Source organism: Corynebacterium sp. LK28 (assembly GCF_014335105.1).
Classification (GTDB): domain Bacteria; phylum Actinomycetota; class Actinomycetes; order Mycobacteriales; family Mycobacteriaceae; genus Corynebacterium; species Corynebacterium macclintockiae.
Genome location: NZ_PDGZ01000007.1, coordinates 27,237 through 43,982 on the forward strand (window position 1 = coordinate 27,237; position 16,746 = coordinate 43,982).

Annotated in this window: 15 protein-coding genes, 1 tRNA gene and 1 pseudogene; 10 read left to right on the forward strand and 7 right to left on the reverse strand. The window is 58.2% G+C overall.

All coding sequences use genetic code 11. From position 1 onward, the window contains the following. Positions 1 to 291 precede the first annotated feature (291 nt). Together CRD15_RS02170 and CRD15_RS02175 are read left to right on the forward strand one after the other, a co-directional pair. Complete coding sequence (locus tag CRD15_RS02170; RefSeq protein ID WP_034969678.1) at positions 292 to 1,569, forward strand: citrate synthase; 1,278 nt, start codon at positions 292 to 294, stop codon at positions 1,567 to 1,569. 118 nt (positions 1,570 to 1,687) lie between these two features. Then, positions 1,688 to 2,047, forward strand: coding sequence for an FKBP-type peptidyl-prolyl cis-trans isomerase (locus tag CRD15_RS02175; RefSeq protein WP_034969675.1), 360 nt, complete (start codon positions 1,688 to 1,690; stop codon positions 2,045 to 2,047). Positions 2,048 to 2,102: 55 nt separating this feature from the next. On the opposite strand, the gene CRD15_RS02180 is transcribed toward CRD15_RS02175, so the two are convergent. Beyond that, positions 2,103 to 3,323, reverse strand: a complete 1,221-nt coding sequence (locus CRD15_RS02180; protein ID WP_187401795.1) for an ABC transporter permease — start codon at positions 3,321 to 3,323, stop codon at positions 2,103 to 2,105. Continuing rightward, positions 3,320 to 4,201 carry an ABC transporter ATP-binding protein gene (locus CRD15_RS02185; protein ID WP_187401796.1) on the reverse strand — a complete coding sequence of 294 codons (882 nt, stop codon included), beginning with the start codon at positions 4,199 to 4,201 and terminating at the stop codon, positions 3,320 to 3,322. Before CRD15_RS02185 ends, CRD15_RS02180 begins: the two co-directional genes overlap by 4 nt. 127 nt (positions 4,202 to 4,328) lie before the next feature. Between CRD15_RS02185 and CRD15_RS02190 the strand changes: the two genes are divergently transcribed. Beyond that, entirely contained in the window at positions 4,329 to 5,186 is an 858-nt protein-coding gene (locus tag CRD15_RS02190; protein WP_187401797.1) for an aldo/keto reductase, read from the forward strand. Between the two features lie 67 nt (positions 5,187 to 5,253). Next, complete coding sequence (locus CRD15_RS02195; RefSeq protein WP_187401798.1) at positions 5,254 to 6,036, forward strand: enoyl-CoA hydratase; 783 nt, start codon at positions 5,254 to 5,256, stop codon at positions 6,034 to 6,036. 12 nt (positions 6,037 to 6,048) lie between these two features. Here CRD15_RS02195 and CRD15_RS02200 read toward each other — a convergent pair whose 3' ends face one another. Beyond that, positions 6,049 to 7,578: a glutamate--cysteine ligase gene (locus CRD15_RS02200; protein WP_187401799.1), complete on the reverse strand. Its 1,530-nt coding sequence runs from the start codon at positions 7,576 to 7,578 to the stop codon at positions 6,049 to 6,051. Positions 7,579 to 7,755: 177 nt separating this feature from the next. On the opposite strand from CRD15_RS02200, the gene CRD15_RS02205 reads away from it, so the two are divergent. After that, a tRNA-Arg gene (locus CRD15_RS02205) sits at positions 7,756 to 7,828 on the forward strand. A gap of 30 nt (positions 7,829 to 7,858) precedes the next feature. Here CRD15_RS02205 and CRD15_RS10090 read toward each other — a convergent pair. Then, positions 7,859 to 8,134 (reverse strand): annotated as a pseudogene (locus CRD15_RS10090) (IS481 family transposase); the annotation flags it as partial. Positions 8,135 to 8,274: 140 nt separating this feature from the next. On the opposite strand from CRD15_RS10090, the gene CRD15_RS02215 reads away from it, so the two are divergent. The 5 genes from CRD15_RS02215 to CRD15_RS02235 are packed head-to-tail and all read left to right on the forward strand — an operon-like array spanning position 8,275 to position 14,619. Then, positions 8,275 to 8,910 carry an MptD family putative ECF transporter S component gene (locus CRD15_RS02215; RefSeq protein ID WP_034973097.1) on the forward strand — a complete coding sequence of 212 codons (636 nt, stop codon included), beginning with the start codon at positions 8,275 to 8,277 and terminating at the stop codon, positions 8,908 to 8,910. Beyond that, a complete protein-coding gene (locus tag CRD15_RS02220) occupies positions 8,907 to 9,632 on the forward strand; it encodes an energy-coupling factor transporter transmembrane protein EcfT (RefSeq protein WP_034969655.1) in 726 nt (241 codons plus the stop codon). The genes CRD15_RS02215 and CRD15_RS02220 overlap by 4 nt, the downstream gene beginning before the upstream one ends. Beyond that, a complete protein-coding gene (locus tag CRD15_RS02225) occupies positions 9,629 to 11,098 on the forward strand; it encodes an ABC transporter ATP-binding protein (RefSeq protein WP_034973095.1) in 1,470 nt (489 codons plus the stop codon). Before CRD15_RS02220 ends, CRD15_RS02225 begins: the two co-directional genes overlap by 4 nt. A 7-nt stretch (positions 11,099 to 11,105) precedes the next feature. Then, positions 11,106 to 12,854 (forward strand): ABC transporter ATP-binding protein, encoded by a 1,749-nt coding sequence (locus CRD15_RS02230; protein ID WP_034978192.1) that lies wholly within the window; start codon positions 11,106 to 11,108, stop codon positions 12,852 to 12,854. After that, on the forward strand, positions 12,847 to 14,619 hold the full coding sequence (locus CRD15_RS02235) for an ABC transporter ATP-binding protein (RefSeq protein WP_034969647.1): 1,773 nt from the start codon (positions 12,847 to 12,849) through the stop codon (positions 14,617 to 14,619). The genes CRD15_RS02230 and CRD15_RS02235 overlap by 8 nt, the downstream gene beginning before the upstream one ends. Positions 14,620 to 14,764: 145 nt before the next feature. Here the strand turns inward: CRD15_RS02235 and CRD15_RS02240 are convergent, their stop codons facing one another. The 3 genes from CRD15_RS02240 to CRD15_RS02250 form a co-directional block, all read right to left on the reverse strand. Next, complete coding sequence (locus tag CRD15_RS02240; protein WP_187401800.1) at positions 14,765 to 15,040, reverse strand: hypothetical protein; 276 nt, start codon at positions 15,038 to 15,040, stop codon at positions 14,765 to 14,767. A gap of 114 nt (positions 15,041 to 15,154) precedes the next feature. Further along, positions 15,155 to 15,868, reverse strand: a complete 714-nt coding sequence (locus tag CRD15_RS02245) for a dihydrofolate reductase (RefSeq protein WP_035008839.1) — start codon at positions 15,866 to 15,868, stop codon at positions 15,155 to 15,157. Continuing rightward, positions 15,869 to 16,690: a thymidylate synthase gene (locus CRD15_RS02250; protein WP_034969641.1), complete on the reverse strand. Its 822-nt coding sequence runs from the start codon at positions 16,688 to 16,690 to the stop codon at positions 15,869 to 15,871. It abuts the gene before it with no gap. Positions 16,691 to 16,746 lie beyond the last annotated feature (56 nt).

A 16,746-nucleotide genomic window follows, 5' to 3' on the forward strand; every position in this document is an offset into this window, starting at 1 on the left:
GCCAAAAATATAAGAACCGCTGCGGAAACCGCACTGAATGGTGGGGAGAGTTACCCCCGGTGGCGGCAGTTATTCTGTCACCTGCATCACACAGGCGTTAGAGTGTGCTGTATCCCCCCGCGGGCTTTACTGTGCTAGTAACGCCATACGGGGAAGCTCCAAAGCGGCTACAATTTACAAGTGAAACCGTGAATCTGTGTTCCGCTCCAACGGCGTCGGCGCGACTTTTACCAAAGTAACCGCTAAGAATCGCTGCGGGCAGGCACGTGAACATTTCAGAAAGGGATGTCAATGGCTACTGATAATCAGGACAAGGCCGTTCTCCACTACCCAGGTGGAGAGTACGAAATGGACATTGTCCGCGCCACCGAAGGCAACGACGGTGTGGCACTGGGCAAGATGCTGGCAGAGACCGGCTTGACCACCCTGGATCCCGGCTACGTGAACACCGGTTCCACCAAGTCCGCCATCACCTACATCGACGGTGCTAACGGCATCCTGCGTTATCGCGGTTACGACATCGCCGACCTGGCTAACAACGCAACTTTTAACGAGGTTTCCTACCTGCTGATCAACGGCGAGCTGCCGAACGAGGAGCAGGCGGAGGAGTTCAACAGCAACATCCGCAAGCACACCCTGCTGGACGAGGACTTCAAGGCGCAGTTCCGCGTGTTCCCGCGTGATGCTCACCCGATGAGCGTTCTGGCTTCCTCCCTGAATATTCTGTCCACCTACTACCAGGACTCCCTGAACCCGCTGGATCCGGAGCACCAGAAGCTGAACACCTACCGCCTGATGGCGAAGGTACCGATGCTGGCTGCGTACGCTTACCGCGCCTCCAAGGGTAAGCCGTACATGTACCCGGATAACTCCATGAACGCGCGCCAGAACTTCCTGCGCCAGATGTTCGGTTACCCGACCGAGCCTTTCGAGGACGATCCGGTGGTCACCAAGGCTCTGGACAAGCTGCTGATCCTGCACGCTGACCACGAGCAGAACTGCTCCACCTCCACCGTCCGCATGGTTGGTTCTTCCCAGGCCAACATGTTCGTCTCCATCGCTGCGGGCATCAACGCCCTGTCCGGCCCGCTGCACGGCGGCGCTAACCAGGCTGTTCTGGAGATGCTGGAGGAGATCCACGCTAACGGCGGCGACGCTACCGACTTCATGAACCGCGTGAAGAACAAGGAGCCGGGTGTGAAGCTGATGGGCTTCGGCCACCGCGTGTACAAGAACTACGATCCGCGCGCGGCCATCGTCAAGGAGTCCGCACACGAGATCCTGAACCACCTAGGTGGCGACCACCTGCTGGATCTGGCTATGAAGCTGGAAGAGATCGCGCTGGCTGATGATTACTTCATCTCCCGCAAGCTCTACCCGAACGTTGACTTCTACACCGGCCTGATCTACCGCGCCATGGGCTTCCCGACGGACTTCTTCACCGTCCTGTTCGCCATGGGTCGCCTGCCGGGCTGGATCGCACACTACCTGGAGCAAGTCAACGACCCGACCGCGAAGATCAACCGTCCGCGTCAGATCTACACTGGCCAGGGTGCTCGTAAGCTCTAAACCCTGTGTGGTGACGCCCCCTCGGTGTGGCTGCGCGAAGCGCATGCCCCAAGGGGGCTTTTCGCGTTTTGCTAGGGTGGAGCCTCGAGAAGCTATCAGTTTTCGAAGGAGACTTCCCATGAGCAAACCGCAGATCGACATCCCGACTGGGGGAGCCCCGCAGGACCTGGTGATTGAGGATTTGGTGGTCGGCGACGGCGCGGAGGCCGTGCCGGGTGGCATGGTTGAGGTGCACTACGTGGGAGTGGACTTCGAGACTGGCGAGGAGTTCGACTCCTCGTGGGATCGCGGCGGGTCCATCGAGTTTCCTTTTTCCGGCCTGATCGAAGGGTGGCAGGAAGGCATCCCGGGCATGCGCGCCGGTGGCCGCCGCAAGCTGATCATTCCCCCGGAGAAGGCTTATGGTCCGGCCGAGCTGGGGCAAGACCTATCTGGACGCACGCTGGTTTACATCATTGATCTGATCAGCGTGAACTAAGGCGCCCCGTCGCCTTTAACTAGGGCGCCTTATCGCCGTGAACTTATTTGGGCGACTAGGCGCCCTTCAGCGCCTTCGCCCATCTCATCTTCTTGCCATTGTTCAGGATGGAGTTGCGGTAGACGCGGGCTACCAGCAGAATCACCAGAACCGTCGTGATCGCGGCAATCAGGAAGCTCAGCAGCACCTGTGGCAACCCCATCGTGCCCGCGGCCATGTTCATTGGTGCGACCGTCAGACTGAACGGCGGAACCCACCCCAGCACCTGCATGAGCGTGGAGTCCATGTTGCTGATGCCGAACAGTGGAGCGTAGGTCATACCCATGATGAACAGCAGGATCGGAGCCTGAGTGGATTGCAGATCCTCCGTACGAGAGACCATGGAACCCGCTGCGGCATAGAGGCTGCCGAAGAACAGCATGCCGATGCAGAAAGCCAGCAGCATCAGAGCCACCACTGTGTAGTCGAAGTCCACATCTCCCAGTAGACCGGAGAGCGACACAGCGACCGCGCCGATGATCAGCAGCACCGCGGTGCCGAGGAAGCCGAAGATCGTGTTGCCGATGATCTTGCCGGCGAGGAAATCCATTGGGCGGGCGGAGGCCAGGATGATCTCCACTACGCGCGAGGACTTCTCCTCAGTGATGCGCCCGCCGACGTTAGCGGCGAAGAGGATGATGAAGTAAGCCATCAGCATCACGCCCACCAGGGCGGTGACAATCTGCGGCCCGTTGGCCTCCATCGAGTCCTCTTCCTTCAGATCCACCGTCTCCAACTGCGTGGAGGGGGTGGCCTTGGCGAACTCCTCGGGGGATACGCCTACCTTGTGCAGCGCCTCAGACTGCGCGTGCGCATTAATGGCGGCACTAACGGCGCTGAGGATCGCCGGGTCGGGTTCTCCCTCGGTGAGCAGCTCGTAGCCGGAATCCGTCTTCACCAGCGCTGCTGACAGGTCGCCGTCGGTCACCTTGGAGGACGCTGCGTCGCGAGAATCCACAGTTTCGGCCTCTACGCCACTGGAACTGTCCGACCCCTTTGGGGTGCCGTTAGCGGAGGCGGAGGGGGCGTCCACAAACTCCTTTTCAATCCCTACAAGGCCGAGCTTCGGGGTTTCGTTGCCGTCGTCCTTCTTGGCGAACCATGCGCCAGCGAACACGCCGATGAGCATGACGGCGATGACGACAATCAGGGAGAACATGATCGCCTTGCTGCGGGAGGCCACCTGAATTTCGCGCTTGGCGACGGTGGCGATGGTGTTGGGGGAAGAGTAACTCATGATTCGACGACCTCCTGGAAGAGCTCTGCAAGGTGCGGGATGCGGCGGGAGAACGAGTGGACCGGGCCGACGGCCAGCGCGGCCTGCAGGATTTGCTGATCCTGGTCGGTGGACTCGGCCTCTAGCAGCACGCCATCGCCGAAGTCCTCGACCAGGCTCGTGCCCAGTGGGTACCAGTCGCGAGCCGGGGTGCGTACCTCGTAGACCAGGGGACCGCGGGTGCGCAGCTCGTCAACGGTGCCCTCGGCCTTCATGCGCCCCTTTGAAATGATGCCCACGCGGTCGCACAGGCGCTGCACCAAATCCAGCTGGTGGGAGCTGAACAGCACCGGCACGCCCGCCTTGCAGCGCTCGACCAGCAGATCGCTCATGACGTTCACGGCCACGGGGTCGAGGCCGGAGAAAGGCTCGTCCAGGATGAGCAGCTCGGGGTCGTGGATCAGCGAGGCCGCCAGCTGGACGCGCTGCTGGTTACCCAGCGACAGCTCCTCCAGCTTGTCGTCTGCGCGCTCGGCCAGGCCGAGCTGTTCCAGCAGGCTTTCCGCGTTCTGCTTAGCGGCTGTGTCGTTCAGGCCGTGTAGTCGGGCGAAGAAGCGCAGCTGGTCGCCGATCTTCTCCTTCGCGTACAGCCCGCGTTCTTCCGGCATGTAGCCGATGCGGCGGCGCAAGTCGTCGTCGATCGGCTTTTCGCCCATGAGCACTTCGCCGCTGTCCGCCGCGAGCACGCCCAGTGCGATGCGCATGGTGGTGGACTTGCCTGCGCCATTCGAACCGACGAAGCCATACATTTCGCCTGGCTGAACGTGGAGCGTCATGTCGTGGAGGACCTGATGGTCCCCATAACTCTTATTGAGGTTATTGATATAGAGGGATTCCATTTATTCCTTGAATCTGTTCTTAACGAAAGAAGGACTTTTCGTATTGTCTCATAAGCCAAAGCATCATGACTGGCCGTAGCTACCCGCACTGTCGCGAGAAACCGGCAAGGGGCGTACAACGGAAAGCATGAGCGAAAATATCAACGCAGTACCGACCCTTGAAATGAACGACGGCAAGACCATCCCGCAGCTAGGCCTGGGCGTGTGGCAGCTCAGCGACGAGGACACCTACACCTCGGTGCGGGCGGCCATTGAGACCGGCTACCGCCACATTGATACCGCCGCGATTTACGGCAATGAAGAGGCCGTGGGGCGCGCCGTGGCTGACGCTGTGAAGGCCGGCGACGTGCAGCGCGAGGAGCTGTTCATCACGACCAAGCTGTGGAACGCCGACCAGGCCCGCGGCAAGGAGGCCTTCGCGGAGTCCCAGCAAAAACTGGGCATGGACTACGTAGACCTGTACCTGCTGCACTGGCCGTGCCCGAAGGCCGATAAGTTCGTGCAGGCCTACGACACGATGGCGGAGATCCAGCAGTCCGGCGGTGCTACCAGCATCGGCGTGTGCAACTTCTACCCCGAGGCACTGGATGCGCTGAAGCAGGCAGGCCACATCCCGGCGGTGAACCAGATCGAGGTTCACCCAGGCTTTAGTCAGGCCGAGCAGCGCGCGGATAACCGTAACCGCGGGATCGTTACCCAGGCATGGTCGCCGCTGGGGCAGGGGCAGAACCTAACCGACCCGACCATAGCGAAGATCGCCGCCGAACACGGCGTAAGCGTGGCACAGGCCATTATCCGCTGGCATATCCAGCGCGGTGATGTGGTGATCCCGCGTTCCTCCAAGGTCGAGCGCGTGCGCCAGAACTTCGACGTCTTCGGCTTTGAGCTGTCCGCCGACGAGGTCGCCGCCATTGAGGCTCTGGACGTGGAGGACGGCCGCATCGGCGGCGATCCACACACCTTCCACGCTGGACTGGAGGACTAGTCAGCCAGCAGGCCAGTTCCGGCGAAACACCAGCGCACGGCGCCGCCCCTGCGGTACATTGCTAGCCATGAGCGCAGGGCACGTCATCACCCATATCGAGGCCACCGGGTCAGCCGAAGGCGAAGCGGCTGAGGCCACCGCCCCACAGGTCGGCGTGATCACGCTGAACCGCCCGGAGAAGCGCAACGCCCTTAACGCCGCCATCGCCACCGCCGTGGCCGAGGCCGTCCGCACCCACACTGCAGCTGGGGTGCGCGCCATTCTGATCCGCGGCGAAGGACCCGTCTTCTGCGCCGGTGCCGACCTTTCCGGTGGCGTGTACGCCGATGATTTCTGGTCCGCCATGGAGGACATGCTCTCGGCCATCCAGACCACCCCGGTGCCCGTCATCGCCGACATCCACGGCCCGGCGGTCGGTGCGGGCTGTCAGATTGCCCTGGCCTGTGACCTGCGCGTTTTTGCCGACAAGGGCGCCTGCTGGGTGCCTGTCGCCGAGCACGGCTTCGCCCTGGATCTGTGGACCCACGCCCGCGCCCGCGAGCTGATGGGCGGCGCGCTGGCCCGCAACGTGTTCTTGGCAGGCGCCCGGGTAAGCGCCGACCAGGCAAGGGCGACGGGTTTTTCTGTTGTTCTTGATGACGCCACCCCCAACGCCACCGCCTTTGCACATCGGGTGGCGCGCCAGGCTCCGCTGTCCATGGAGCATTCGAAGCGCGTGTTTAACAGCCCCGACATGCACGCGGATGCGGAGCTGCAGCAGATGATGGTGGACGTATGGGCCAGCGAGGACGTGCAGGAGGCGCGCCGGGCGCGCGCTGAGAAACGCGCTCCGCAGTTCAGGGGGCGCTAGACCCCGGCTCCGCTAGTCGCGCCCTTCCACAGACCAGGTGTGCACCGGCTGGCCGCTGGTCTGGTGGGCGATGTAGCGCTGCATCATAGTGGCCAGCGCCTCGGTTCGCTCGGCGGATTCCGGCTCGCTGTTCGGAGCTAGCCGGTTGACGGTATCCAGCTGCCACGTCGCGCCATTCTGTCCGCTGCGGGCGCGGCCTTCGATGATTCCCAGGTAGGTCTCGATCAGTTCGGAATCCACGTCCAGCAGCTCCAGTCCCTCGCGGGCCTGTTCGAGCAGATGCTCGGTAATCAGCTGGCGGACCGGAACAGTCCCCACACGCGGCCAGCGCATGCTGGCGCGCAGCCCTTCGCGGGCGCCGGCGAGGAAGTTACTGTGGGCGTCCTCAAAAGAAAGGCGTGACCACACGGGTCGATTCTGCGTGCCCAAGAACTTGACCAGCCCGTAGTAGAAGGCAGCGTCCGCGACGATATCGGCGGTGGTCGGCCCGGCGGGCAGCAGGCGGTTCTCCACGCGGATGTGAGAGCGCTCCAGGTTCGGGTCGTAGATTGGGCGGTTCCAGCGCCAGATCGTGCCGTTGTGCAGGTTCATGTAGTGCAGGCCCGGGCTGTCGCCGGACATGATGGGTGTGCCTGCCTCCATGCGATCCTCGGGCAGGAGAGGGGAGAAGTAGCGGCCGTTCTCTTCAAACAGGTCGAATACGCTGGTGATCCACCGTTCGCCGAACCACACGCGTGGGCGCACGCCCTGGTTGACGAGCTCCGCGGTGCGCGTGTCGATGGCTTGCTGGAAGACGGGGATGCGCGATTCGTGCCACAGCTTGTGGCCGACGAACAGCGGGGAGTTGGCACTGAGTGCTGCCTGCACACCCGCGATGGCCTGAGATGCGTTCCAAGCGTTGGCGAAGAGGTTCGGCGCGACCTGTAGGTGCAGCTGCATGGAGGTGCAGGCCGATTCCGGGGCGATGTCCTCGAAGTCGTGGCGGTAGGTGTCGACGGTGCCGAGGACGCGGCCGGGGAGCGCACCTTCGAGTTCGATGCGGACGAGCTCGCCGCGGGATTCCAGGATGGCGTTGTTCAGTGCCTTGTAGCGGTTTTCGTTGGTGATCCAGGCGGGGTCGCTGAGGAAGTCGGTGGTCAGGGTGGGGAGCGTGCCGATCATCACGGCGTGGGAGCCGAGCTGCTTGGCGGCCTTCTGCACCGCACGCAGGCGCTCGTCGAGGCCTTCCTGCAGTTGCTCGAGCCCGCGGCCGGTGATGGCCAGCGGGGGATGGTTCATCTCTACGTTGTAGGAGCCGATCTCGGATTGGTATTCGCCCGGGTGGGTTTCCTCCAGCTTTTCCAGCACGCCTTCGTTGCAGCGTTTGGGCTGCATGTCGTCGCCGACGAGGTTCATCTCGAGTTCCAGGCCGATGGTGCCCTGGTTGATGAACTCTGCGTCCTGCAGGTGCTTGTCGAAGACCTCCAGCTCGGCGTTGAGGCGCTCGCGGAAGCGGGTGCGTTGTTTCGGTGTGTAGGTATCTTTAGATACTGCTTCGCCCATGCTTATGAATCGTAGCCTCGCTGCGGGTGCGGTGCGGTGTTTCTTTGGTACGGACGCCCCCTACTTCCCAGCAGGCTTGAGGTCTGGTTAACGGGGAGTGCAGGTGGGCTTGTAAGATGTACTTCGCACGGTCGGCAGTCGGCAGATAATTGCTGGTAGTCGTTGGATCGTGCGATTGCCCTAGTAGCTCAGTGGATAGAGCACGGCTCTCCTAAAGCCGGTGTCGGAGGTTCGATTCCTCTCTGGGGCACGCTGGAAGTCTCGAGACATCGTTCCGGTCGGTGTCTCGAGATTTTTGTTTTTGGTTGCCCCGACTGGGGTTGAGTTCGTTGTCTTTCTTGTTGTAGTAGATCTTTTCTTCGGTAAGTGTGTAGGCAGCGATTTGTGCTCCGGTGGCGGTTATTTTGATGTCGACGTGGTTGTCGATGCAGACACCATGGTGATTGGTTCCCCCGCCCCATCGGCGGCCGATGTAGAGGCGGCGTAGTTTACTGCCCCATCGCAGGGTTGTCTTGCCGTTGGTGCCTACTTTGTCGGTGCGTAGTCGGTAGTCGTGCTCTGGTTTGATGTCCGCTTACCTGCATTCACCCCCATTAAGGGTGAATCTTCAGATCAAAACTAGAAGTAGTTTATAAAGAGTATTATCTGTATTAGGTAAGCCTTGCCTTTCCTGCTGTTCATGAATCGAGGTTTACGATGACCCAACAGTCCTCTACGCCCGCACGGAGTACAAGCTCATCCAGTGGGTCGACGGCACGTTTAAACACCAGAGATCTCATCAACGCTGGCATCTTTGCTGCACTTTACTTTGTAATCACCTTTATAAGCGGAATGATTGGATTCGCAGGACCACAATTCATGTTTATTGGATGGTTTATCGCGGCAATCGCAAACGGAATCGTGCTAGCGCTTTATGCCGTCCGCACGTCCAAAATGGGTGCTTTCACCCTCGTCGGTGGTATTAACGGATTAGCATTCATGCTCACCGGACACTACTTCTGGACCTTGCTGGGAAGCATAATTCTTGGGTTTATCGCAGATTTGATTATTACAAAAAGCCACCTCAGTATTGCCAAGTCCTTCCCTATTGCCTACGGCATCTTCTGTGTCTGGATTTCTTTGCCTTTTATCCCGCTAATTCTGGATACGGACTCATACTACGTCGATATCGCAGACCAAATGGGTCAAGAATACGCCGATGCTATGTCGGATATCTTCCAGCCATGGACCATTGGAGTACTGGCCATTTGTGCGCTCATCGTCGGCTTTATCGGAGGAAAGGTCGGAGTTCGCGTCGGCCGCAAACACTTTGAAAGCGCTGGTCTCCTGTGAGCCTGCAAAAACAGGGCGTGCTTCGTCGATCTTCGATCGATCCACGGACCGTGCTGCTTTCTGTTCTAGTAATCAATGCGGTAGCTCTCAGCCACGGCCACCTACCGACACTGCTGATTTCTATCGCCTTCAGCTCCATCGCACTAGCTACAGTAAAGCCACACTATGGTCTTATTTGCCTGTTCGCTTTTGCATTATCCTATCTAGGGTATTGGGGCCTATTACAGCTTCCTGGCTCCACATTTTTCGCTTTTTCAGCGGCAATTTTTTCGTGGCTAAGCCGTTTTGTCATCAGCATGTCCATCGGCGCATTCGGCTTGCTCACTCTCACACCATCCACGTTGACCTCAGCACTGCGGGACCTGCGTTTACCAGGCTGGGCCACCATTCCACCGGCGGTTTTCCTGCGCGTTTTGCCGATAATCGTGGCAGAAGCCAAAGCGATCCGCGACGCCATGGTCCTTCGGGGTCTCCAGCCTGGAGTAAAAAGCTGGATCACACAGCCCACACAATCGTCCGCGATGCTGATCATCCCCCTATTAGGCGCCGTCGTCCGCGCTGGTGATGAGCTCGCTGCCTCTGCTCTTGTCCGCGGATTGGGAGGCCCCACACGCCCAACCACCACCGCCGATCTTTCCTTCAAGCTTGTCGATGCAACTGCACTAGCTGGGTTGGGCCTCATTGTTGCCTCTGTCTGGCTTCCCACGGAGGTCCACTTATGAACGAACGCAGTATCGCAACCAGTGTAAACGCCCACAACGCTTCTTTTACATATCCATTGGGCGCTCGGCCAGGCATTCAAGGTGTATCTGATGTGTCTTTTTCTGTCTCTCCAGGACAGTGTCTACTGATTACCGGTGATTCCGGATCGGGAAAGTCCACGGTACTCAAGTTGATCAACGGACTCATCCCCCATTTCAATCCAGGAGAGCTACTAGGCGCCATCACTATTATAAAGGATGACCAGGCTTTTAACCCTGCGGAAGAACCGCTGTTCCGAGCCATCGAGTTCAGCGCCTCAGTATTCCAAAATCCAAGGACACAATTTTTCACTGAAAGCGTCAATGCAGAATTGGCCTTCGGGCTAGAAAACCTTGGTGTGGATCCCACAGAAATTGAGTCGAGGATTCAATCAGCGGTCGAGCTACTAGGCATTAACGATCTTCGGGGCCGGCGATTCAAAGAATTATCTGGTGGACAGCTACAAACCGTGGCATGCGCATGCGCGCTTGTGTCCCCGGGCAGTCTCGTGCTTCTCGATGAACCCACGTCCAATCTCTCCATGGAAAGCATCGATATTCTTGCACGCGTGCTACACCGCTTGAAGGAATTAGGCACAACGATCATTATCGCTGATCACCGCCTCTTTTTCTTAAAAGATATCGCTGACCAAGTCATTTACTTGACTCAGGGAAAAATAACGCGGAGTTTCCACGCTCAGGAGTTTTATGGCTTAGACGAACCCGAACGCAAACAATTGGGACTACGCAGCTTACACCACGTTCCCCTGCCCGCGAGCGTGCCGGTACCACCCACGCTCGAAAACGCCGATCCCCAGCGGAGCGGACTCGAGTTAAGCAACATCTGTTTTTCTTATGGCACGCATGAGGTGCTAAACATTGACCACGCATTTTTCCCCAGCGGCGAAGTCACTGCCTTAATCGGGCCCAACGGCGCTGGAAAAACCACCCTCGCCAGGATCATTTGTGGTCTTGCTTCTCCCAAACGCGGCGGTAATCTCCGTTTGAACAGCAAACGAGTAGGAGCGGCTGCCCGCAGACGTGCCGCGTACATGGTGATGCAAGATGTTGGCCGCCAATTATTCGCAGCCACCACCGAAGAAGAAGTCACGCTCGGACTGGCAAAGAAGAAGCGGGACCACATCGATGTCAATGAGATTCTCCATCGCCTCGATCTGGCAGGAATGGCCCAACGGCATCCGCAGTCTCTGTCCGGTGGGCAACGGCAACGCTTAGCCATAGCTTCAGCCCAAGCCGAGCAAGCAGAGGTCTACATCTTCGATGAACCTACCTCTGGCGTGGGCTGGCGCCAACTGCAATCCATCTCTGCGCTGCTTCGATCTCTTGCAGCAAGCGGAGCAGTGGTCATCGTCATCACCCATGACCACGAATTCATCCAAGAATCAGTCACCAGAATCATCGATATTACTGACATCAACAAGAATTGAGAAAGAAATGTCTGAAATAAGACAGAGTTCCACAGAATCAACCGGAACCCACGCACCAGAATCACACGGTGCGTCACCGGAAGAAGAGGCTCGCGCAAAACTAAAAGCCGGCCAGGTCGCTCTAAAAAAGCTACTGGCCCCAGTGCAAACAACCATCTACTTCGCACAGTTTCTCGCGCTTATATCCTCGATACTCGCCGTAGCACCCTACGTCGCGTTGGTGGCACTGGGAAATGCTCTAATCGACGGCAATACTGATGACGTCGCGTCCATTGTGAAATGGCTACTTGCTACTTTTTTGGGCCAGCTATTCTTCTATTTCCTTGCCCTTGCGATCACCCACTTCGCTGATGCAAAGCTGGTGGGGATTAACCGGCGCCGAATTATTACCGCTATTGCGAAAGCACCACTCTCGTGGTTTAGCCAGACTAATTCCGGCAAAGTTCGCAAAGCCGTCGAGGACGATACGTTAACTCTGCACACCCTGACAGCCCACGCTCCTGTAGAGAAGGTCGCCGCGATCTTTACGCCCCTCGCGCTTCTGGTTTATGCCTTTATCTTGGATTGGCGCCTTGGTCTTCTTTCTATTGCCACTGTGCCCATTTTCCTAGCAATCCAAGCGTATTCAATGAAAGATATGGGCACAAAAACTGCGGAAATGGATAATTATCTGGGTGAGGTCTCTGCGACTGCGGTGGAGTTCTCCGAAGGTATTTCCGTCATCAAGGCTTTCGGCACCGTTGGCAAAGCCCACGCTCGATATCGCGAAGCTGCCCAAAAATTCGCGGAATTCTATTACGAGTGGGTACGTCCTCTTCTGCGTGTTAGCGCAATCTCAGAGTCTGTGGTGGCGGTTCCTGTCCTCATCCTTATCAATGTAGGAGTCGGTTCCCTGCTGATAGCTGGTGACTATGTAACGGTCGCTGAAGTCATCGCAACAACGTTAATTGCGCTGGTGCTCCCGGGCACGATTCAAACCGTCGGCCAAATGATGTGGTCTTACCAGCTCGCTGGCAATGCGGCGTTGCGCCTTGATGAAGTCATGACAATTTCCCACGTGAAAGAAGGCCAAAAGAGCCTCGATGCCAATAGTCAAGACATGGAGGTGGAGTTCCATAAGGTCAGCTTTAGCTACGCCCCAGACACACCAGTCCTCCAAGACTTTTCTGCGCAACTAAAAGCAGGCACTGTCACGGCATTGATTGGCCCCTCTGGGGCTGGCAAATCCACAGCAGCAACGATGCTGGCGCGTTTCCAGGATCCAGATTCGGGCACAATCACTATCAACCACGTGGATATCCGTGATCTCACTTTCGACAGTTTGTACCGCACTGTGGCTTTCGTCTTACAAGATCCTCACTTACTGCGTATGAGTATTCGGGAAAACATTCGCCTTGCACGCCCAGAAGCCCGCGATGAAGAGATCTGGCAAGCTGCAGAGGCTGCGCACATAGCTGCTGATATTCGCGCTTTACCGGCTGGGCTCGACACCGTTGTTGGTGAGGACATCTCTTTATCCGGTGGACAACAGCAACGCATTTCTATTGCCCGGGCAATTGTTACCAATGCCCCAATCTTGATCCTGGATGAAGCTACTGCGGCAACTGATCCTGACTGTGAAGCAGAAATTCAAGCAGCTCTAGCCACACTCGTCAGAGGCAAGACCGTCTTAGTCATCGCCCACAAGCCGGAGTCCATCCAAGGCGCAGACCAAATAATCTGCCTCAAGCCTATGAAGGATAATTCTCATGTCTAATGCCACTACGCCTGCTAGTTCGCGTCTTCGTGATCCGCTACTCACTCGCAGTGTCAAAAAGCTGCAAGGTCCTGTAGGCCATAAGCTCAATAAAAGGTATGCTTGTCTATCCCTTATCGTGGGCGTGCTTGACGGCCTCGCCGTTCTCACGCTCGTGCCACTTACAAAGGCACTCGATGGGGATACGACGATCGCACCATGGATGTGGACGCTTTTGGCAATTGCGCTCGTAGCTTTTGCGCTACGATTTTTCGCAACCATGGCCTCTTACCACACGGCCTTGGATTTCATCCGAACCGCGCACACGACTGTGGGCGATAAATTAGCAACGCTACCGCTCGGCTGGTTCGTACCGGCTAATACTGGCGGCCTATCTCGCCTCGTTTCAGATCGCTTTATGGTGGCGGCCGAGACCATTGCGCATATTCAAGGAACGGTATACCGCGATAGCGCGGCACTTGTCACCTTGTTAGTAGGAGCGTGTTTCTGGAACCCGAAGCTGGGCTTGGTCCTTCTTATCATCGCACCATTGGCGCTCGTGGTGATGCAGTTGGCTGCATGGATTCGTGAGAAAGCATCGAACCGCACACTGGGGCCGAGTAAAGAGCTCTCCCAGCGCATCGTAGAATTTGCTAACCGTCAACCAGCCCTGCGCGCGGCAGGACAATCACAAGTTTTTGCGCCACTAGAGCAAGCGCTAGAAATCGACCATAAAGCACGATTACGCGAGCTATGGGTATCCACATTAGCTTTGCTACTCAACGGCATAGTAGTGCAGATCTTCATCGTGGCTCTCATTATGGTCTCCGCGGATTTTGCCGTTGAAGGCGCCCTATCGCCACTAGAAACAATTGCGATCATCGGAATCAGCTTGAGGTTTACCCGCACGCTTGAGGAGCTGGGTTCTTCTTTCGTCGGTTTAGATGCCGGCCGTATCGCGCTCGCAGAAACTGAGCTCATCACCGATGCTCCTTCCCTGCCAGAACCCACTACTCCGCGCCCAGGCGATGGTTCGGGAAATGTAGAGCTGCGTAATGTCACGTTTGGATACGGCGATAAACCAGTATTGGTAGATGTCGCTTTCCATGCTCGATCAGGCACCGTTACCGCCATTGTCGGTCCTTCTGGCTCCGGAAAGACCACAATTGCGCGCCTTATTTCGCGATTCTGGGATGTAGATTCCGGGGCGGTGATGGTTGACGGCGTAGATATCCGCGAGCTTGGAACCGAACAGTTAATGTCCAGACTGTCCATGGTCTTTCAGGACGTCTACCTCTTCGACGACTCGTTAATCGCTAATATCCGCGTTGGTCGTCCCGACGCCTCCGATGAGGAAGTCTTCCGCGCAGCTGATCTTTCAGGCGTGACTTCTATTGCCAACCGCCTAGGGTGGCATACTCCAGTTGGTGAAGGCGGGCGGCTTCTATCCGGTGGTGAACGCCAGCGCGTATCTGTAGCTCGCGCGCTTCTCAAACAAGCGCCGATTGTACTCTTTGATGAGGCTACCTCCGCGCTCGATGCAGAAAATGAGGCAAACATTCTTGCTGCGATGGACGAGCTACGGGAGCAATCTACTTTCATTGTCATCGCCCATAAGCTGGATACAATCAAATCTGCTGATCAAATCGTAGTCTTGGATGAACACGGGCAAGTCAGCCAGCTGGGCACGCATTCTGAGCTTTCCGATGTCCCCGGTATCTACCGTCACTTCTGGCAGCAACGCAAAGCAGCACGCGGGTGGAAAATCAATTCGGGACGCGATTAACGCGGGCACCGAGATTGGCGTTGTTTGCGGGGGCACCCTTCTCCCCCCGCAGCACGGAGCACCCTAAGTGCACCGACAAAGCTCAGAGCGAAGAATACGGTAGCGGCTACGAGTGACCACTGCGCGGCGTTGGCTATGCCTACGCTTAAGGCCTACACCACTGCCCCAGGCACACGGTCGTTTGCGTTGCGGAGGCTTGCCTGGAGTCATAGACGGGAATATCCCGCAGCATCGTGCCGGTTAGCTGCGCGGAGGCGAACCCCAGGCTCAAGCCGTACAGGTTCAGCGGCGCGGCGATGACCATAAGCAGGACGAGGATAAGGACGCCGACGGCTTCCAAGCCGAGCCCAATGAGCACGGTGCCAGGTGCCCCGTACCGTGCCGCGACGTCGGGGATGGCAAAGCCTGTCGGATTCTTCAAAGCGGATGGCACCCTTGATTCAGAGGCGATCGTCAAGAGCATCCGCGAAAGCGCGGCAAAAGCCCAAGAGCAAAAGCCGCGCGAAGCAGGCGAAGAATGAACTGATGCCCTGGACTAGCGTCGCGTCCAAGTGCAGAAGCGGTAGCGCAAGGGCTGCTCGGTATCGACTTCTTGGTCGACCGGGTGGCCCTTTTCCGATTCCTGCCAGTCCTGCGCCGACTCTTCAAATTCCTCTTCCGGAACCAGTGGTGCGTACACCTGGAAGCGCTCGGGGGCTTCCATGTCGATCTCCGTGATGACGATCCGGTCAGCAACAGGCATGCACTGGGCGTACACCTGTCCGCCACCCAGTACCCATACGGTGGGGGTGCGCTCGTCTTCAGTGCCGTCGGCGCCGTCGGTGCTGGTGCCGTCCTTCAACTCGTTGAGGATCTGCTCCGCGGCATTGGCCAGCGCGCTGGGGATAGAAGGCTCGATGAGGCCACCGGGGGCGTCATAATCATCCTGCCGAGTGATTACATAGTTCGTGCGCCCCGGCAGCGGGCGGAAGCCATCGTCGAGAGCCTCCCAGGAGGTGCGCCCCATGACCACGGGGTAGCCGGTGGTCGCGTTCTTAAAGTGCTTCAGGTCCTCCGGCAGGTACCAGGGCATATCCGCACCATCGCCGATCACACCGGCGGTGGTCTGCGCCCAGATCATGCCGATCTCCACCTGGTCGCGGGAGATACCCTTTGCCTCCAGGGCGTAGCTGACCGCGGCGGCGGTGAGCTCCGGGTAGTCGCCCGGTTCGTAGCCAGTGGGGCGGTGGGGCTTATCGTTCTTACTCATTTACACGGCCACCTTTGCCTTGATCACCGGATGCGGGTCGTAGCCGGTGAACTCGATGTCGGAAAAGTCATAGGAAAACATGTCCGCTGCCTTGTTCAGCTTCAGCTGCGGGTACGGGCGGGCTTCACGGGAAAGCTGCAGCTTAACCTGCTCCACGTGATTGTCGTAGATGTGGCAATCGCCACCGGTCCAGATGAACTCGCCGACTTCCAGGCCCGCCTGCTGGGCGAACATGTGGGTCAACAGAGAGTAGCTGGCGATGTTGAACGGCACGCCCAGGAACATGTCCGCGCTGCGCTGGTATAGCTGGCAGCTGAGCTTGCCATCGGCCACATAAAGCTGGAACAAAAGGTGGCACGGGGGCAGAGCCATATTGTCCAGCTCCGAGACATTCCAGGCGCTGACGATATTCCGGCGAGAATCCGGGTTGTTTTTCAGCATCTCCAGCGCGCCTGCGATCTGGTCGATGTGCTGGCCATTCGGGGTTGGCCAGCTGCGCCACTGCACACCGTAGACCGGTCCCAAGTCGCCGTTTTCATCGGCCCACTCGTTCCAAATGCGAATGCCGTTATCCTGCAGCCAGCGCACGTTGGAATCGCCCCGGAGGAACCACAAAAGCTCGCCCACTACGGACTTTATGTGGACCGATTTCGTGGTGATCAGCGGGAAGCCCGCGGACAGGTCATAGCGGATCTGGCGGCCAAACAGGCTGGTAGTGCCTGTGCCCGTGCGGTCACCTTTCGGAGTGCCGGTCTCGAGGATCTGCCGTAGCAGATCCTCATACGGGGTGGGAATGGAACTCGGCTGCTGCTGGGTATCCACTGACGCGCCGCCTGCCTTTCTAACCGTGGTGCAAAGTCCCACACAGTTTACGTCGG